This window comes from uncultured Tateyamaria sp. (assembly GCF_947497045.1).
GTDB lineage: Bacteria > Pseudomonadota > Alphaproteobacteria > Rhodobacterales > Rhodobacteraceae > Tateyamaria.
On record NZ_CANMEU010000015.1, the window covers coordinates 16,656 to 31,937 of the forward strand.

Annotated in this window: 14 protein-coding genes; 12 read left to right on the plus strand and 2 right to left on the minus strand. The window is 60.9% G+C overall.

Features of this window, described 5'->3' with window-relative positions:
- Positions 1-3: 3 nt before the first annotated feature.
- A complete protein-coding gene (locus Q0859_RS19620) occupies positions 4-375 on the plus strand; it encodes a metalloregulator ArsR/SmtB family transcription factor (protein ID WP_299154466.1) in 372 nt (123 codons plus the stop codon).
- Between the two features lie 39 nt (positions 376-414).
- Positions 415-1,467: a YeeE/YedE family protein gene (locus Q0859_RS19625; RefSeq protein ID WP_299154469.1), complete on the plus strand. Its 1,053-nt coding sequence runs from the start codon at positions 415-417 to the stop codon at positions 1,465-1,467.
- A gap of 109 nt (positions 1,468-1,576) precedes the next feature.
- Here Q0859_RS19625 and Q0859_RS19630 read toward each other — a convergent pair whose 3' ends face one another.
- On the minus strand, positions 1,577-1,723 hold the full coding sequence (locus tag Q0859_RS19630; RefSeq protein WP_299154472.1) for a hypothetical protein: 147 nt from the start codon (positions 1,721-1,723) through the stop codon (positions 1,577-1,579).
- A gap of 117 nt (positions 1,724-1,840) precedes the next feature.
- On the opposite strand from Q0859_RS19630, the gene Q0859_RS19635 reads away from it, so the two are divergent.
- From Q0859_RS19635 to Q0859_RS19655, 5 genes are all read left to right on the plus strand, one after another.
- The gene (locus tag Q0859_RS19635; protein WP_299154475.1) at positions 1,841-2,860 is read left to right on the plus strand and encodes a Fe(3+) ABC transporter substrate-binding protein; all 1,020 of its coding nucleotides are present in this window, start codon (positions 1,841-1,843) and stop codon (positions 2,858-2,860) included.
- Between the two features lie 172 nt (positions 2,861-3,032).
- Positions 3,033-3,185 (plus strand): hypothetical protein, encoded by a 153-nt coding sequence (locus tag Q0859_RS19640; protein WP_299154477.1) that lies wholly within the window; start codon positions 3,033-3,035, stop codon positions 3,183-3,185.
- Entirely contained in the window at positions 3,182-3,355 is a 174-nt protein-coding gene (locus Q0859_RS19645; RefSeq protein ID WP_299154478.1) for a hemin uptake protein HemP, read from the plus strand. Before Q0859_RS19640 ends, Q0859_RS19645 begins: the two co-directional genes overlap by 4 nt.
- Positions 3,352-3,831 (plus strand): hypothetical protein, encoded by a 480-nt coding sequence (locus Q0859_RS19650; protein ID WP_299154480.1) that lies wholly within the window; start codon positions 3,352-3,354, stop codon positions 3,829-3,831. The genes Q0859_RS19645 and Q0859_RS19650 overlap by 4 nt, the downstream gene beginning before the upstream one ends.
- Positions 3,832-3,865: 34 nt before the next feature.
- A complete protein-coding gene (locus tag Q0859_RS19655; RefSeq protein ID WP_299154482.1) occupies positions 3,866-5,125 on the plus strand; it encodes an imelysin family protein in 1,260 nt (419 codons plus the stop codon).
- A gap of 122 nt (positions 5,126-5,247) precedes the next feature.
- Here the strand turns inward: Q0859_RS19655 and Q0859_RS19660 are convergent, their stop codons facing one another.
- Positions 5,248-5,667, minus strand: a complete 420-nt coding sequence (locus tag Q0859_RS19660; protein ID WP_299154484.1) for a hypothetical protein — start codon at positions 5,665-5,667, stop codon at positions 5,248-5,250.
- Positions 5,668-5,845: 178 nt separating this feature from the next.
- Between Q0859_RS19660 and Q0859_RS19665 the strand changes: the two genes are divergently transcribed.
- The 5 genes from Q0859_RS19665 (at position 5,846) to Q0859_RS19685 (ending at position 15,193) form a co-directional block, all read left to right on the plus strand.
- Complete coding sequence (locus tag Q0859_RS19665; RefSeq protein ID WP_299154562.1) at positions 5,846-7,279, plus strand: di-heme oxidoredictase family protein; 1,434 nt, start codon at positions 5,846-5,848, stop codon at positions 7,277-7,279.
- Position 7,280: 1 nt separating this feature from the next.
- The gene (locus Q0859_RS19670) at positions 7,281-8,249 is read left to right on the plus strand and encodes an imelysin family protein (protein ID WP_299154486.1); all 969 of its coding nucleotides are present in this window, start codon (positions 7,281-7,283) and stop codon (positions 8,247-8,249) included.
- Complete coding sequence (locus Q0859_RS19675) at positions 8,249-9,325, plus strand: DUF1513 domain-containing protein (protein ID WP_299154488.1); 1,077 nt, start codon at positions 8,249-8,251, stop codon at positions 9,323-9,325. The genes Q0859_RS19670 and Q0859_RS19675 overlap by 1 nt, the downstream gene beginning before the upstream one ends.
- A 366-nt stretch (positions 9,326-9,691) precedes the next feature.
- Positions 9,692-13,507 carry a hydantoinase B/oxoprolinase family protein gene (locus tag Q0859_RS19680; protein ID WP_299154490.1) on the plus strand — a complete coding sequence of 1,272 codons (3,816 nt, stop codon included), beginning with the start codon at positions 9,692-9,694 and terminating at the stop codon, positions 13,505-13,507.
- A 141-nt stretch (positions 13,508-13,648) separates the two neighbouring features.
- A complete protein-coding gene (locus Q0859_RS19685; protein ID WP_299154493.1) occupies positions 13,649-15,193 on the plus strand; it encodes a mechanosensitive ion channel domain-containing protein in 1,545 nt (514 codons plus the stop codon).
- Positions 15,194-15,282: the final 89 nt, after the last annotated feature.

Sequence of the window (15,282 nt, forward strand, 5' to 3'; positions counted from 1 at the left end):
AAGATGTCCATCGATTCTGATACATCAGTCGTTACGCCCTCCGGATTGCCCGTGTTCAACAAGAATATGTGCGCGGAAGATATCGACAAAATGATGCAGAACGCTCAGGAGGCTTCCAACTTTCTCAAGGCCATCAGCCATGAGGGAAGGTTGATGATCCTGTGCCACCTCGCGTCCGGCGAAAAGACCGTTACCGAGCTCGAAGAATTGTTATCGGCACGTCAGTCTGCGGTATCGCAACAACTGTCACGGTTGCGCCTGGAAGGGATCGTCAAGCCCCGCAGAGATGGTAAGGCGATATACTACAGCTTGACAGACAGCCGCTCCACACAAATCATGGAAGTGGTCTACGAACTGTTCTGCAAGCAGGACTGACCTGATGCCTCGCCAGTATTGGGTACTGGGAGGGAAGCTATGCTGGAATTTATCGGAGAGACGAATGCCGTCGCTCTTATTGGCCTTTTGGGTGGGATCGCCCTTGGCCTTGCTGCGCGCATCGGTCGGTTTTGCACCTTGGGCGCAATCGAGGATGTCCTTTACGGCGCTGACGACCGCCGCTTGCGCATGTGGGGTATCGCAATAGGCATCGCCATAATTGGGACCCATATCGCCATGCCCCTGGGTTTGTTCGAGAGTGCAGAAACCGCATATCTGGATCGGGTCTGGAACCCCGTCGGAACGATCATTGGTGGTTTGTTGTTCGGCTACGGCATGGCCCTCAGCGGCAACTGCGGTTACGGTGCACTTGCCCGTTTGGGCGGGGGCGATTTGCGGTCTTTCGTCATCGTGCTTGTGATGGGGCTGTCGGCCTATTTTGTCATGTCCGGCCCGTTGGCACACGCCCGTGTCTGGCTTTTCCCTGTGGAAAACGACGCATCCTCGCCCCAAGGGTTTACTCAACTACTGTCAGCCGTCGGTGTCTCCCCACTTGTTACCGGCCTTGTGGCCGGTGGGGCACTGCTGATCTTTACACTGTCCAAGGCCGAAATGCGGGCGTCTCCATCGTATATCTTCTGGGGCGCTGTGGTCGGATTGGCTATCGTCACAGGCTGGCTTGGCACATTCTGGGTGGCCGCATACGGTTTCGAAGCCGAGCCCATCGAAACACATACATTCGCCGCCCCGATCGGAGACACAATCCTCTACAGCATGACAGCATCGGGCAACACCCTGTCTTTCAGTGTCGGGTCCGTTGTCGGCGTCGTCATTGGCGCGGCCCTTGGCTCCTACTCGAAAGGTCATTTCCGATGGGAAGCCTGTGAAGATCCCCGCGAACTGCGACGACAGATACTCGGTGCCGCGATCATGGGACCAGGTGCCATCCTGGCAGTTGGGTGTAGCGTCGGTCAGGGCATTTCGGCCTTTTCTGTCTTGGCATTCAGCGCCCCTGTTGCCTTCGTTGCAATCTTACTTGGTGCTGCCTTTGGCCTGAAACAATTGATCACGGGGTTTGCACCCGCCGAGTAGGACCTTGCACACCTCGCCTGTCGTTCTCTCGGGACTCTTCACAGGCTTCCCACCGGATCGCTCACCGTCGCGCCAACGGGGTCGACGTCAGAACCATTCAGGTTTGGGTTCAACAAATCGCGGCCAGAGCGAAGGGTTGCGAGGAAAGATGGGGCAAGATCAGGCAGGCAGGTCGCGTGACGTAGCGAAATGCGCTCGCTCCGCAAACCCCACGCCCGGCCAGCATCCGGTTGGCGTCACCAGAATCACGAAACATGGCGGGAGTGCGCAAAACATTCCTGACCATTTTAATCAGAAAGGGTTGCCTTGTACGCTCAATCCTGTAATTGACTATTTCTGTAAGGTTAATACCCCAGGAACCGGGAGAGCTTCCATGACGACCAAAACAACATTCGTAACGCTGGCCACACTGGCGATCACAGCCACCAGCGCCGTGGCCGAAGGCGAGTTGAACCTCTATTCGTCGCGCCACTATGATACAGACGAACGGCTCTATTCTGACTTCACCGAAGCCACCGGAATCACCATCAACCGCATCGAGGGCAAAGCCGACGAACTGATCGAGCGGATGAAAGCCGAGGGCGCGAACTCGCCCGCTGACGTCCTGTTAACGGTCGACACATCCCGGCTCGAACGCGCCAAGGATGCGGATGTTCTGCAATCCATCGACAGCGACGTGCTTGAGCGGCGTATCCCCGCCAGCCTGCAAGATGCCGACAACCAGTGGTTCGGTTTTTCGCAACGCGCGCGGATCATTTTCTATGACAAGAACGATGTGACAAACCCACCCCAGACCTACGTCGATCTGGCGGACCCCGCCTATAAGGGTCAGGTGTGCCACCGCTCGTCCTCAAATGTGTATTCCCAAACCCTTTTGTCTGCCGTGATCGAGAACCACGGAGAAGAGGCGGCCAAGACTTGGGCGCAGGGCGTCGTTGACAACTTTGCACGCGCGCCTCAGGGCGGTGACACCGACCAGCTGCGGGGTCTTGTGTCGGGTGAATGCGACATCTCGATTTCAAACACCTATTACTTCGCCCGTGCCGTGCGCAAAGACGTTGATGGCCTGCCCGCAGAGGCGCGCGCCGATATCGGTTGGGTCTTTCCTGCCCAAAACGGCGAAGGGGCCCACATGAACCTGTCGGGTGGTGGCGTCGCCGCCAACGCGCCGAACAAGGACAACGCGATCAAGTTCATGGAATATCTGGCAAGCGATCAGGCGCAGCAGTATTTTTCGGCCGGCAATGATGAGTATCCAGCCGTGCCGGGCGTGGGTCTCAGCCCGTCAGTGGCAAGTCTTGGGCTGTTCCGCCCTGACTCGGTTGATCTGAGCAAAGTGGCGAAGAACGTGCCAACAGCGCAAAGGATCTTCAATGACGTGGGTTGGGAATAACCCATCCGGCAAAAAAACAGACAAAGGCGCGGCGGAAACCCGCGCCTTTTTCTTTTCTTAGTTTAATACTCTGGATTGACGTATCCGACTAAAACAGTCAACATCTCTACAGTGAGTCTCAGCCACCCGACATTGGACAGCCCGGACGCCCCGATTTGACAGGAGCTGAGACATGGCAAAGACCCAGAAACGCGAGGGTACCGACGCGATCAAGCGTTGCGAAAGAGATTGGCGTCGCGAGTTGTTGCAGGAGGCCATGATGGGGGCCGTGCCCGCTGACCAGTGCCTCGAACGCATGCTCGATCATCTGGAGCGGACCCCATGAACGCGATGAGCCAAATTCCCGGCACCACCGCCGCCCCGGATCGGCAAACGATCGACACCTATGATGCCCGCGCGCTGATCAAGGACGGCGTTCAGGCCTGCATCGTTCTGGACGCGCAAATCTACTACCTGCGTATCACGCGTGCCGGAAAGTTGATCCTTACAAAATGACACCTCCACATCACGCACACGGCGGTGCCGCCATCGCCGCCCTGACCAGCATGGACGCTTGGGAAGCCGACTTGATCCTGAATCTGCGCCTTTGGTGCGACGGACCACGCGGTCAGGCAAAGGCCCGCCATGCCTATCACAACCTCTTCCCCGAGACAGAGGCGGATCGCGCGTGGTATATGTTCGAAACCCTGGTGACCAAGATTGTCGGGACCGCGAACCGCCCCCTTGTCCGGCACCAGCTTGGCTGCAACTGCGTCGGCTCGGATGAATGCGTCTTTGTGCATCTGATCCGCACCGCCTCTGACGGGCACCTGAACGATGCGGCCCTGATCGCCACATTGCTGTCCGGGGCAGCCCATGCCGAACATATCGCCATCCTCGCAGGCGAGGTTGGCAGCATCGCCCGCAGCTTTCACCGCAAACGCAAACCGCAATCGACCGCCGCCGCACCCAACGTGGTGCGCCTGCACTAGACCCGCTGAATGAACCAACAAGGGACAGCCACCTATGACTTTCAAATTTACGACCGCCGTCGGCACATTGCTATGCGCCGCCGCGCCCGCCTTTGCGGACAAGGCCGCGGTTCTGGACAATTACGCCGACATCGCATTGGCCAAATACACGGACAGCCTGACAACGGGCCAGTCCCTTCTGGCGGCGGTCAACAACCTCACTGAAAACCCCTCTGCCGAAGCACTGCAAGCGGCCAAGGACGCATGGCTTGCAGCCCGCGTGCCCTATCAGCAAACCGAGGTCTACCGTTTTGGCAATGCCATCGTCGATGACTGGGAGGGCAAGGTAAACGCCTGGCCGCTGGACGAGGGGCTGATCGACTATGTGGACGGCACCTATGGCGGTGCGACGGACGAAAACGAATATGCGGTGCTGAACGTCGTGGCGAACCCGTCCTTCACCCTGTCGGGCAACACGATCGACGCATCCGACATCACGCCTGCCCTGCTTGAAGGATCGCTGCACGAAGCGGACGGCGTGGAATCCAATGTCGCCACCGGCTACCACGCCGTTGAATTTCTGCTCTGGGGTCAGGATCTGAATGGCCACGGCGCAGGTGCAGGCAACCGCCCCTGGACGGACTATGCCTCGGGCGATGCCTGCACAGGCGGAAACTGCGACCGCCGCGCTGACTATCTGACGGCGGCAACGGCGCTGCTGGTGTCCGATCTGGAATGGATGGTCGCGCAATGGCAGGACGACGGGGACGCCCGCACCCAACTCAGCGCAGACGAAAACGCCGGGATCAGCGCAATCCTGACGGGCATGGGGTCACTGTCTTACGGGGAAACGGCGGGCGAACGGATGCGCTTGGGCGTGATGCTGAATGACCCCGAAGAAGAACATTCCTGCTTTGCCGACAACACCTACAACGACCATTTCTACAACGCGGTGGGCATCCGCAACGTTTATCTGGGCAGCTACACGCGGGTGGATGGGTCCATCGTCTCGGGCGAGTCGCTGGCATCATTGGTCGCCGCTGCGGATGCAGGCGTGGACGCAGAGATGCGGGCCAAGCTGGATGCAACCATCCTGAAAATGCTGGACATGAAGATCGCAGCCGAAGCCGGGTTTGCCTACGATTCAATGCTCGAACGTGGCAACGCCGCGGGTGAGGCGTTGATCATGGGCGGGGTGGACGCACTCATCGACCAGACCCGGTCGATTGAACGGGCCGTGGTCGCCCTGGGCGGCAATGCGATCGAGATCGAAGGATCCGACAGCCTCGATGATCCGGAGGCCGTGTTCCAATAAGGCTCCCCCGCGCGGTTGCGGCGTTCCCGAAAACGCGACCGCGCACATCTGTCACCCTCGGGTGGCACAGCGCGCACCGGTTGCCTTCGCAGGGCCGGTGCGCGTGTTGATTCCCTCAACCTTCAGGAATTGTCCGCAAGCGATGGACCATAGTCCGAAATGTGACCAACCAGATAGCGGATCAACCGACGGTGTTGCGGCAGCACGCGAGAACCCAACAGAAAATTCATGCTGGCGCTGTCACCGCGCGCATGGGCCTTGCCCAATTCCACCAGCCATGTCTCGTCAAAACTCATTTCAAGCGTGCCGGGTGCATGTAAACGAGGGGACTTGCCCAAGGCCTCGGCCAGACAGCGCATCAACGCCTCGGCGTGTGCCTCCCGGCTGGCGGATCGGGTCACTTGCAACAAGGCGCAGGCCTCAAACAGGTCCGCACGCGGTTTGGTGCGACATTCCATCGCCTTGAGGCGCAGCTGATCGAGATAGGCAAAAGCCTGCGGTGCAAGTGGGGTGACGGGCCGGGGCTCAGCAGATACATTCAAACGTAAGGGCACCATGTCGCAGGTCTTTCTTTGCAAAGCAGGCATGAATCATTTTGCCAAAACCTATTCCTGAGTATATTTATAAGTTATGAAGCAGATCACAACCTTTAAGCTGACACTTGTTGCCATAAGCCTGTCAATTCCTGGGGGTGCATCCGCTGAATTGGCGGATCTGCACATGCCGGTAATCCCCCGCACACAGGCCGAAGCCGAGCGGATCCTTCAGGTCATCGCCCCGACCACGGATTTCGAAAAAGCTGAACAATTTGAAAGCAATTCGGCAGGTTCGGCGACCGTACGGGTCATCAATACAGCCGATGCTTTCTCGTTGCCGTCAGACAATATCAGCTTTGAAAAAGAGCTGGATTTCAAGGTTGGGAACGGACTTTTCAGGAAGCTGTGGGTGTCCGCGCCCTCGTCCACGCTGGCTTCTGACGGTCTTGGACCCCTGTTCAACGCGCGGTCCTGCCAACGCTGCCATCTCAAGGACGGGCGCGGCCATCCGCCCGATGGCCCACATGACTCCGCGACATCAATGCTGATGCGCATTTCGGTCCCCGGCGGTGTCGCACCACAAGAGATCGCGGATTACATCGCAACCCTGCCAGAGCCCACCTATGGCACACAGATACAGGATGCTTCGGTGGCCGACATCCCCGCCGAGGCCAAAATCCAGATCACCTATACCGAGCAGACAATCGCACTTTCGGGGGGTAAAACGGCGACTTTGCGCCGTCCGGATTACGCATTGACCGATCTCGGCTATGGCGATCTGCACCCTGACGTTATGGTCAGCCCGCGCATCGCGCCGCAGATGATTGGCCTTGGCCAGCTTGACGCGATCCCGGCGGCGGACATTCTGGCGCGCGCAGACCCGGACGATGCAGATGGCGATGGCATTTCGGGCCGCGCCCAGATCGTGATGTCGTCGCGATACGGCGCACCGATGCTGGGCCGTTTTGGGTTGAAGGCAGGTCAGCCGTCGATCTGGGAACAATCCGCCAGCGCCTTTGCGGGAGATATCGGTATTTCGACCACCCTGCACCCTTCAGGGTTCGGGGATTGCACCCAGGCACAGACCAAATGCCGCACGGCCCCCAACGGGAATACCGCGGCGCATGATGATGCAGAGATCGGGGATATGGGTCTTGAGCTTGTATCCTTTTACTCCACCAATCTCGCTGTGCCTGCGCGCCGTGATGTAAGCGATCCGCAGGTCCTGCGCGGCAAACAGGTGTTTTATGAAACGGGCTGCATTGCCTGCCACACACCCAAACACGTGACCCACCGGCTTGAGGGGCAGCCCGAACAGAGTTTCCAACTGATCTGGCCTTATACCGACATGCTTTTGCACGATATGGGCCCGGACCTTGCCGACAACCGGCCCGAGGGGCGGGCGACGGGTCAGGAATGGCGCACCCCGCCGCTGTGGGGGGTCGGCTTGACCGAACAGGTGTCAGGCCACACCTTTTTCCTGCACGACGGGCGCGCGCGCAACCTGCTCGAAGCGGTGCTGTGGCATGGCGGCGAAGCCGAGGCGCAAAAACAATCCGTCATCGACATGGACCCGCCGGATCGTGCCGCCCTTCTCCGTTTCCTGGAAAGCCTCTGACATGCGACTCGCCCTTATCCTGCCCTTCTGCGCCCTGCCCGCATTTGCAGATGTGGATCGCGCACTCGACACCCACATCCTGCCCGCCCAGACGGAATTGGCGGACACGACGCAAGCACTGGCCGACACAGCGCAAGCTGATTGCACGCCGCAGGCCGTACGCCCCGCCTTCCACATCGCCTATGACGCCTGGATCAGCATCAGCCACATCCAGTTCGGCCCACTCGAAGATCAGGCACTCACGTTGCCCATGTCCTTCTGGCCCGACCCCAAGGACAGCACGGGCAAGGCCCTCGCCCGCCTGACCGCAGCGCGCGACCCTATCGTGGATGACCCCGACAACTTTGACGATGTGTCCGCAGCGGCCCAAGGGTTCACGGCACTGGAACGGATGCTCTATGACCCGCAGCCCGACGCCGATTATGCCTGCCGTCTGACGCAGGCCATTGCCACCGGGCTGGCCCGGAAATCGGAGGCCATCACCCATGACTGGCCCGCCTTTGCCGATCTCATGCGCAGCGCGGGCACAGACGGGAATACCCGCTTCCAGGATGAAGATGAGGCCCGCCGCGCGCTTTACACGGCCCTGTCCACCGGGCTCCAATTTCTGCATGACCAACGCCTTGGCCGTCCTCTGGGCACGTTCGATCGACCCAGACCCCGTCGGGCCGAGGCGCGGCGCTCTGAACGCACACTCCGACATATCCAACTGCAACTCGCAGCGCTCGAAACGCTTGCGACGGCCATGACTGACACCGACCTTACGCAAACCCGCACGGCCTTTGCCGAAGCCCGGCAACGAGCCAAAACGCTGGACGATCCGGCACTGCAAGATGTCGCGGACCCCGCCAGACGGTTCAAGGTCGAGGTGCTGCAACAGGCGGTTCGCGCCGTGCAAGTGGCCATGATCAACGAGATCGGCACACCCCTTGGCATCAGCGCCGGGTTCAACTCACTCGACGGGGACTGATGCCCTCGCGACGCGCCTTTCTGGCCGGGCTGGCCTCGGCCTCTGTCACACCCACGCTCGGGTGGTCTGACGTTGGCAATCCGATCGCCCTGAGCGCGGCAATGACCCCAGAGGGGCAACATGTTCTGGTCGGACTGTCGGTGACGGGAGCGATCACCTTCCAGCTGCCCCTGCCCGCCCGCGGTCACGCCGCCGCAGCGCATCCTCATCTGGCCGAAGCGGTTGCCATCGCCCGCCGTCCCGGCACCTTTGCCAAGGTGATCAACTGCGCAACGGGCCACGTCGCCCAAACCCTGACCGCACCCTTCGGGCATCACTTTTACGGGCACGGCGCATTTTCGGCAGATGGCGCGCTGTTGTTCACCACCGAAAACGAGATCGCAACCGGTCAGGGGCGGATCGGGGTCTGGGACCGCAGCGCAGGCTACACGCGGCTGGATGCGTTCGCCTCTGCCGGGATCGGACCACATGAAATCCTGCGGCTGCCCGGCGGCATGCTGGCGGTGGCAAATGGTGGGATCCGCACCCATCCCGATACGGGCCGGGATAAACTGAACCTGGACACGATGCGACCCAACCTGGCCCTGTTCGACACGGGCGGGCAGCTGACCGACCTTGCCGAAGGGCCCGCCGCCGAACACCTCAACTCGCTGCGCCACATCTCGGTGGGGACAAACGGCACCATTGCCTGCGGTTTCCAATGGCAAGGCGATCCGTTCGAGGCACCCGCCCTTGTGGGCCTCTACAAAGGGAACGGGACCCTGATCCCGGCACACATCAACGACCTGACCCTACGCCAACTTGATGGATATATCGGCAGCGTGAGTGCCTTTGGCACGCATATCGCCGCCTCGGCGCCGCGCGGGGGGCACATGCTGACCTTTGATCAAAGCGGCGCGGAGACCGGCGTGCACCGCGCAGCGGATGTGTGCGGGCTGTGCAGTACGCCGCAGAACAGCTGCCTCGTCACCGACGGGTTCGGGCATGTCTACACACTCTCGGACGCGGACCTCACCTTGCGGGCAAAACACCCGCTGGCCTTCGACAATCATCTTGTCGCCCTGACTGCGGCCTGAACTGTACAGACAAGGCACCATCGCCGATTTCATTTGACAGCTTCATGGGACGATGCTCTGCTTTGGCATCGATATTGATTGCATTGGCTCAATGGAAAACCACAGCGCACCCTGTTGTATCAGACGGTTGGACAAGTCCAATCTGGTCTGCTGTTGAAGGTGATGCACAACTGACGACTGGCCTGTGGTTGACAGTGGCACTGACAACACCGGACAAATCCCAAGCCTGATTTTCCCGCACCGTCTGACCTCAAGACAACCCGCCACGCGACATCACGTTTTCCAGCAATTGGACTGTGGGCCGTGCGCCTTGGATGCCTCGTCGCATCGGCCCGGCCACATTTGCATCTCGCACCGGATCAACACATGAACAACGCAGAACCCGCCCCCCGTCTGGCTGTCGATATTGGCGGCACTTTCACGGATATCGCCATCGAACATGGCACCAAAATCGACACGGCCAAAACCCTCACATCCCATGACGACCCAGTCCGGGGGGTCCTGCAAGGCATCCGCTACGCACTTGATGAAGCGGGGCGCGCCCCGGCTGAATTCGGGTCGATCATTCATGGCACCACACTGGCCACAAACGCGCTGATCGAACGACGCGGGGCATCGGTTGCCGTCATGACCACCGAAGGGTTCCGCGACATTCTCGAAATCGGGTACGAGCGCCGCTTTGACCAATACGACATCAACATCGAAAAACAGGACCTGATCGTGCCACGCGACATGGTGTTCACCGTGCCCGAACGGGTCGGGGTCTCGGGCGAGGTGTTGCAGCCGCTCGACCTCGCAGCCGTTGAGGCGCAGATCCTTGAGGCGCGCGATGCAGGTGCCGGCAGTCTGGCCGTCTGCCTGTTGCACAGCTACAAGAACCGCGCCCACGAATTCGCAATCCGGGAGGTCGCAGCCCGCATCGCGCCCGAACTGTCGGTGACCTTGTCTTGCGAAGTGTCCCCCGAAATCCGCGAGTTCGACCGGCTGTGTACAACGGTCTGCAACGCCTACATCAAGCCCTTGATGGCCGGATACCTCTCCGAACTCAGAACCCGGCTTGAGGCGACAGGGTTTGGCTGCCCACTGTTCATTATGACCTCGGGCGGGGGGATGACGGACCTGAAAACCGCCATCGACTTCCCCATTCGCCTTGTGGAATCCGGCCCCAGTGGCGGTGCGATCATGGCCGCAAAAATTGCGCAGGAACGCCAGATCGACAAGGTCGTGTCCTTTGATATGGGCGGCACCACGGCCAAGATCACGCTGATCGAAAACCAGGTGCCCAAATCCTCCCGCGCGTTTGAAATCGACCGGACCGCGCGGTTTATGAAAGGCAGCGGCATCCCGGTTCGCATCCCCGTCATCGAAATGATCGAGATTGGGGCCGGTGGTGGATCCATCGCGCGCATCGACGGGATGGGCCGGTTGCGCATTGGACCCAAAAGCGCGTCTTCCAATCCCGGCCCCGCCTGCTATGGCAAGGGCGGTCAGGATGCGACGGTGACCGATGCGGATGTGTCCATCGGCTATATCGATCCTGCTGCCTTTGCCGAGGGCCGCCTGACCCTCCGACCCGACCTTTCGGACAACGCAATCAAAGGCAGTATCGGGCAAGCTCTGGACCTGTCCCTGACCGAGGCCGCTGACGCCATTTCCCGGACCGTGGACGAGGCGATGGCCAACGCAGCGCGCATGCACGCGGTCGAGCAGGGCAAGGACCTGACAGACTGCACGATGGTGGCCTTTGGTGGCAACGGCCCGCTGCATGCGACGCGCATTGCCGAGCGGACGGGCGTGCGCAAGATCATCGTGCCACCCAATCCCAGTGTCGGGTCAGCCATCGGGTTCCTCTTTGCGCCGGTGTCCTTTGAAACCGTGCGCACCTTTCCGGCCCAATCCTCGGCGTTTCCGATAGCGAAGGTGAACGCACTGCTCAACGAGATGGCCGAACACGCGACCCAAATCGTCAAGGCGGGGGCCCAGGGGCGCGATGTCCAAGTGCGGCGCATCGCCTTTGCGCGCTATGCCGGTCAGGGTCAGGAAATTGAAATCGATATTCCACACGGGCCCATCGACGGCGCGGCCCTAAGGGCGCTGATCGCTGCGTTTGAGGTCGAATATCAACGCCAGTTCAGCCGCATCGTGCCGGGGATGGAAGTGGAATTCATCAACTGGTCGGTGACAGCCTCCAACGATCCACCACGCCCGACGCCAGTGGGTGCAACACCCGGCGACTGCGTTCAAGCCAAACCAAGCGCCACCCGGCAACTCAAGATCGGACCGAACGCACAAGGCGTCGATGTGCCCGTCTACCAGCGTGCTGCCCTGTCGGCGGGCCAGTGCCTGAGCGGCCCCGCCCTGATCACCGAGCCGCAGACAACCACCTATGTCTCGCCCCTGTTTGACGTCGAAATCGACGCCGCCCTCAACATCGTGATGCAGCGCAACGAGGTCGAGGCGGGCCGCGATGGGCAGGCACGCTCGACCCTCGATCTGCAAGTGATGTGGGATCGGCTGCTCGCGGCGGTCGAGGAACAGGGACAGGTCCTGATCCGTACCGCCTTCAGCCCCATCGTGCGCGAATGCGGCGATATCTCGGCGGGCATTTTCGACCCAGACGGTGATATGTTGGCGCAAGCCGTGACCGGCACGCCGGGCCATATCAACACAATGGCGGAAACGGTCAAACTGATGCTGCCGCATCTGGATGTGGGGGCGATGCGCCCGGGCGATGTCTATTGCACCAACGATCCGTGGATCGGGGCCGGGCATCTGAACGACATCGCTCTGATTGCACCCATTATCCTCGGCGGGGCACTGGTCGCCTTCACCGCCTGCACCTCTCACGTCTATGACCTTGGGGGGCGGGGCATGGGCCCGGACGGCACCGACGTCTTTGACGAAGGGCTGTTCATTCCGGTCTGCAAACTGGTGGATCGCGGCGACGTCAACCGGCTGGTTGTGGACTTCATCAAGGCCAATTCACGCTCCCCGATCTCGAATGAAGGGGACATCTACGCGCTGATCGCGTGCTGCGATGTCGCCGCCGACCGCGTGGTCCAAATGATGCAGGAATTCAGCCTGCCCAATCTGGATGAGTTGGGCGCACACATCCTGCACAGCTCGAAAATGGCGACCGAGGCGGCCATTCGCGCATTGCCCTGCGGCACCTATCACAGCGCGCTCGACATCGACGGCTATGATTTCGAGATCAGGCTTTGTGCCGCAATGACCATTTCCGATAACCGCATCACCATCGACCTGTCGGGGACCTCCGGGCATTCGGCATTGGGGATCAACTGCCCGATCAACTACACTGCCGCCTATGGCGTCTTTGCCATGCGGTGCCTGATCGGACCCGAAGTGCCAAACAACGCCGCCTCGCTTGCGCCCTTTGTCTTTGTCGCCCCCAAGGATTGCATCCTGAACGCACAGTCCCCCGCCCCCGTGGCCATGCGCCATGCCACTGGCCAGATGGTGGCCGATCTGGTGTTCGGGGCGCTGCATCAGGCTGTGCCGGGGCTGGCCCCCGCAGAAGGGGCCACATGCCTTTGGGATCTGCCGATCCGCAGTGCGCCCTCCGCCGCGCGCGGGGGCAGCACAGCAACCGTCTTTGCGACCGAGTTCACCCATTCGGGTGGCACGGGCGCGCGCCCCGCCAGGGACGGGCTGTCGGCCACGGCCTTTCCAAGTGGCGTGTTCGGCACCCAGACCGAGATCGCGGAAAGCACCGCCCCGATCCGCTATCTGCGGCGCGAGCTGATCCCCGACAGCGGGGGCGCTGGCACGTTTCGGGGCGGGCTTGGCCAGATCATCGAAATGGAAAGCAGCGAGGACGCGGATATCCTGCTGCTGGCAGGGGTCGAGCGGGTCAAATTCCCCGCCAATGGCCGCGATGGCGGATTGCAGGGTGCGGCAGGGCATATCCAACTCCGCTCTGGCCCTGTGCTGCGGTGCAAGGGCGAACAGACGATCCCGGCGGGTGATCTGTTGTACTGGCACACACCGGGAGGGGCCGGATATGGCGACCCGCTCGGGCGCGATCCGGCGCTTGTGGCCCGGGATGTGCGCCAAGGGCTGGTGACGCCCGAGGCCGCGCGGGATCTGTACGGTGTCGTCTTGCAGGCCGATGGGACCGTGGATGCTGATGCGACGGGCATGCTGCGCGATCCCGATCCCTAGGCCCCGGGCACCACCTTATCCCTCTGTTCTGAAGCCGTTTTGGCAAAATATGTCACCGGGACACAGGAAGGTCATTTACCTTTTGACCAGACCCCGCACTATTGTCCCTTAACAAGACGTCCCAGATAGAAGTACCCAAGCATGTTCAGCACCGAGATCGCGATGGATGCGCCCGTCAGGGACGGCTTGATGCTGGCGGGCGGGTCGGTCCTGCTGGCGCTGATCTGGTTCGTGTTCCGGCGCACGAGCGTCGGCACGCGGGTGCTGTCGTGCTATATGTGGATTGATACGGCCGCAAACTTTGTGATCATTCCACTGACGATCTTTGGGGTCGGTCGTTTTCTGACACAGCTGTTCGACGTTCTGCAATATGCGGAATTCGCAAACCTGACAGTCACGATCACGCAGCTTGCGCTTTATGTGACCATATCCATCGGGCTTGGGCGTATTGTCGAAGTGTGGATCAGCGTCGCCCACGCAGATGATGTCAGTGACGGGCATCTGCCCCAGCTTTTGCGGCTGATCCTCTACGGGCTGTGCGTGATCGGCGGGCTTGCGGTCTTTCTGACCATGAACGGCTATCGCCCGACCGAACTTTATCTGTCGACCGGGGTGCTGGCTGCCATCCTTGCCTTTGCGACGCAACAAACGCTTGGGGACTTTTTCGCCGGGCTCACGCTCAGCCTCGAAAGCCCCTTCAAGCTCGAAGACTGGATCATGCTTGAGGATGGCACCGAAGGCCGGGTGATCGACATCAACTGGCGCACCACCCGACTGCGGCAATGGGACAATGCCACGCTTGTGGTGCCCAACAGCGTGCTGGCCAAAACGCGCATTCGCAACCTGCACGACCGCAACCACAAATATTCGCCATGGTACATGATCCGCATCTCGGCAGATTACGACCCGCGCGCAATCAAGGTTCTACTGCTTGAGGCCGCGTTGCGGTGCAAACGGTCGGTTCCGGGGGCCTTGCCCACGATCCGTCTGACGGATGCGACCCAATCGCCTTATTCCTACATGGTGTGGGTGCATTTCCCCAACTACCAGGCCATGTTCGCCGGACGCGAAGAGCTGTTTCGCGAAATTCACAACGCCCTGAAAGACGCCGGACTGCAAGTCGCCGTCGACCTGCAAGAGGTCCGCTATGCCCGCGCCACCCACAGCCCGATGGAGCCACCAAACGTCCTGATGGCCCTCAAATCACTGGATTTCGCCGCCTTCCTCACCGACGAGGATCTGGGCAAAATCGCCGCCATGAGCGAGCGGTCCTTTTTTGAGGCGGGCAGCGTGATCCTCAACGAGGGCGAACAGGCGGACCAGATGCAGATCATCTCGACCGGCGTGGTCGAGGTCAGCGTGTCCTCAAATACAGGGCGGCGCCACCATGTCGAAGAACTGAACCCCGGCCAGTATTTCGGGCTTGCCGCGATGCTGACCAATGAACCTGCCGCCATGCAATATCTGGCCAGGACCGACGTGTCGATCATCCGCGTCAATGTCGATTGTCTGCGCCACGTTGTCTCCGGCAGGGACGGGATCACCGAACAGTTTGCGCAACTCGTGCAACACCGCCGTCAGCGCGCCGAAGACGCCAAGACCTACGTTCAGGACAGCGGGCAGGCCATCACCTTCCAGGACCTCGTGCGTCGTGTGGATCGTGTGTTTCGGGGCGGGACGCGCTGATCACGCGCAAGCCCCACTGCACCTGTCAGCGCCGTGTTCATTGCACAACAACCCCGTCCAAGATCGGCCCCTGCCCCCTCGCAATGATT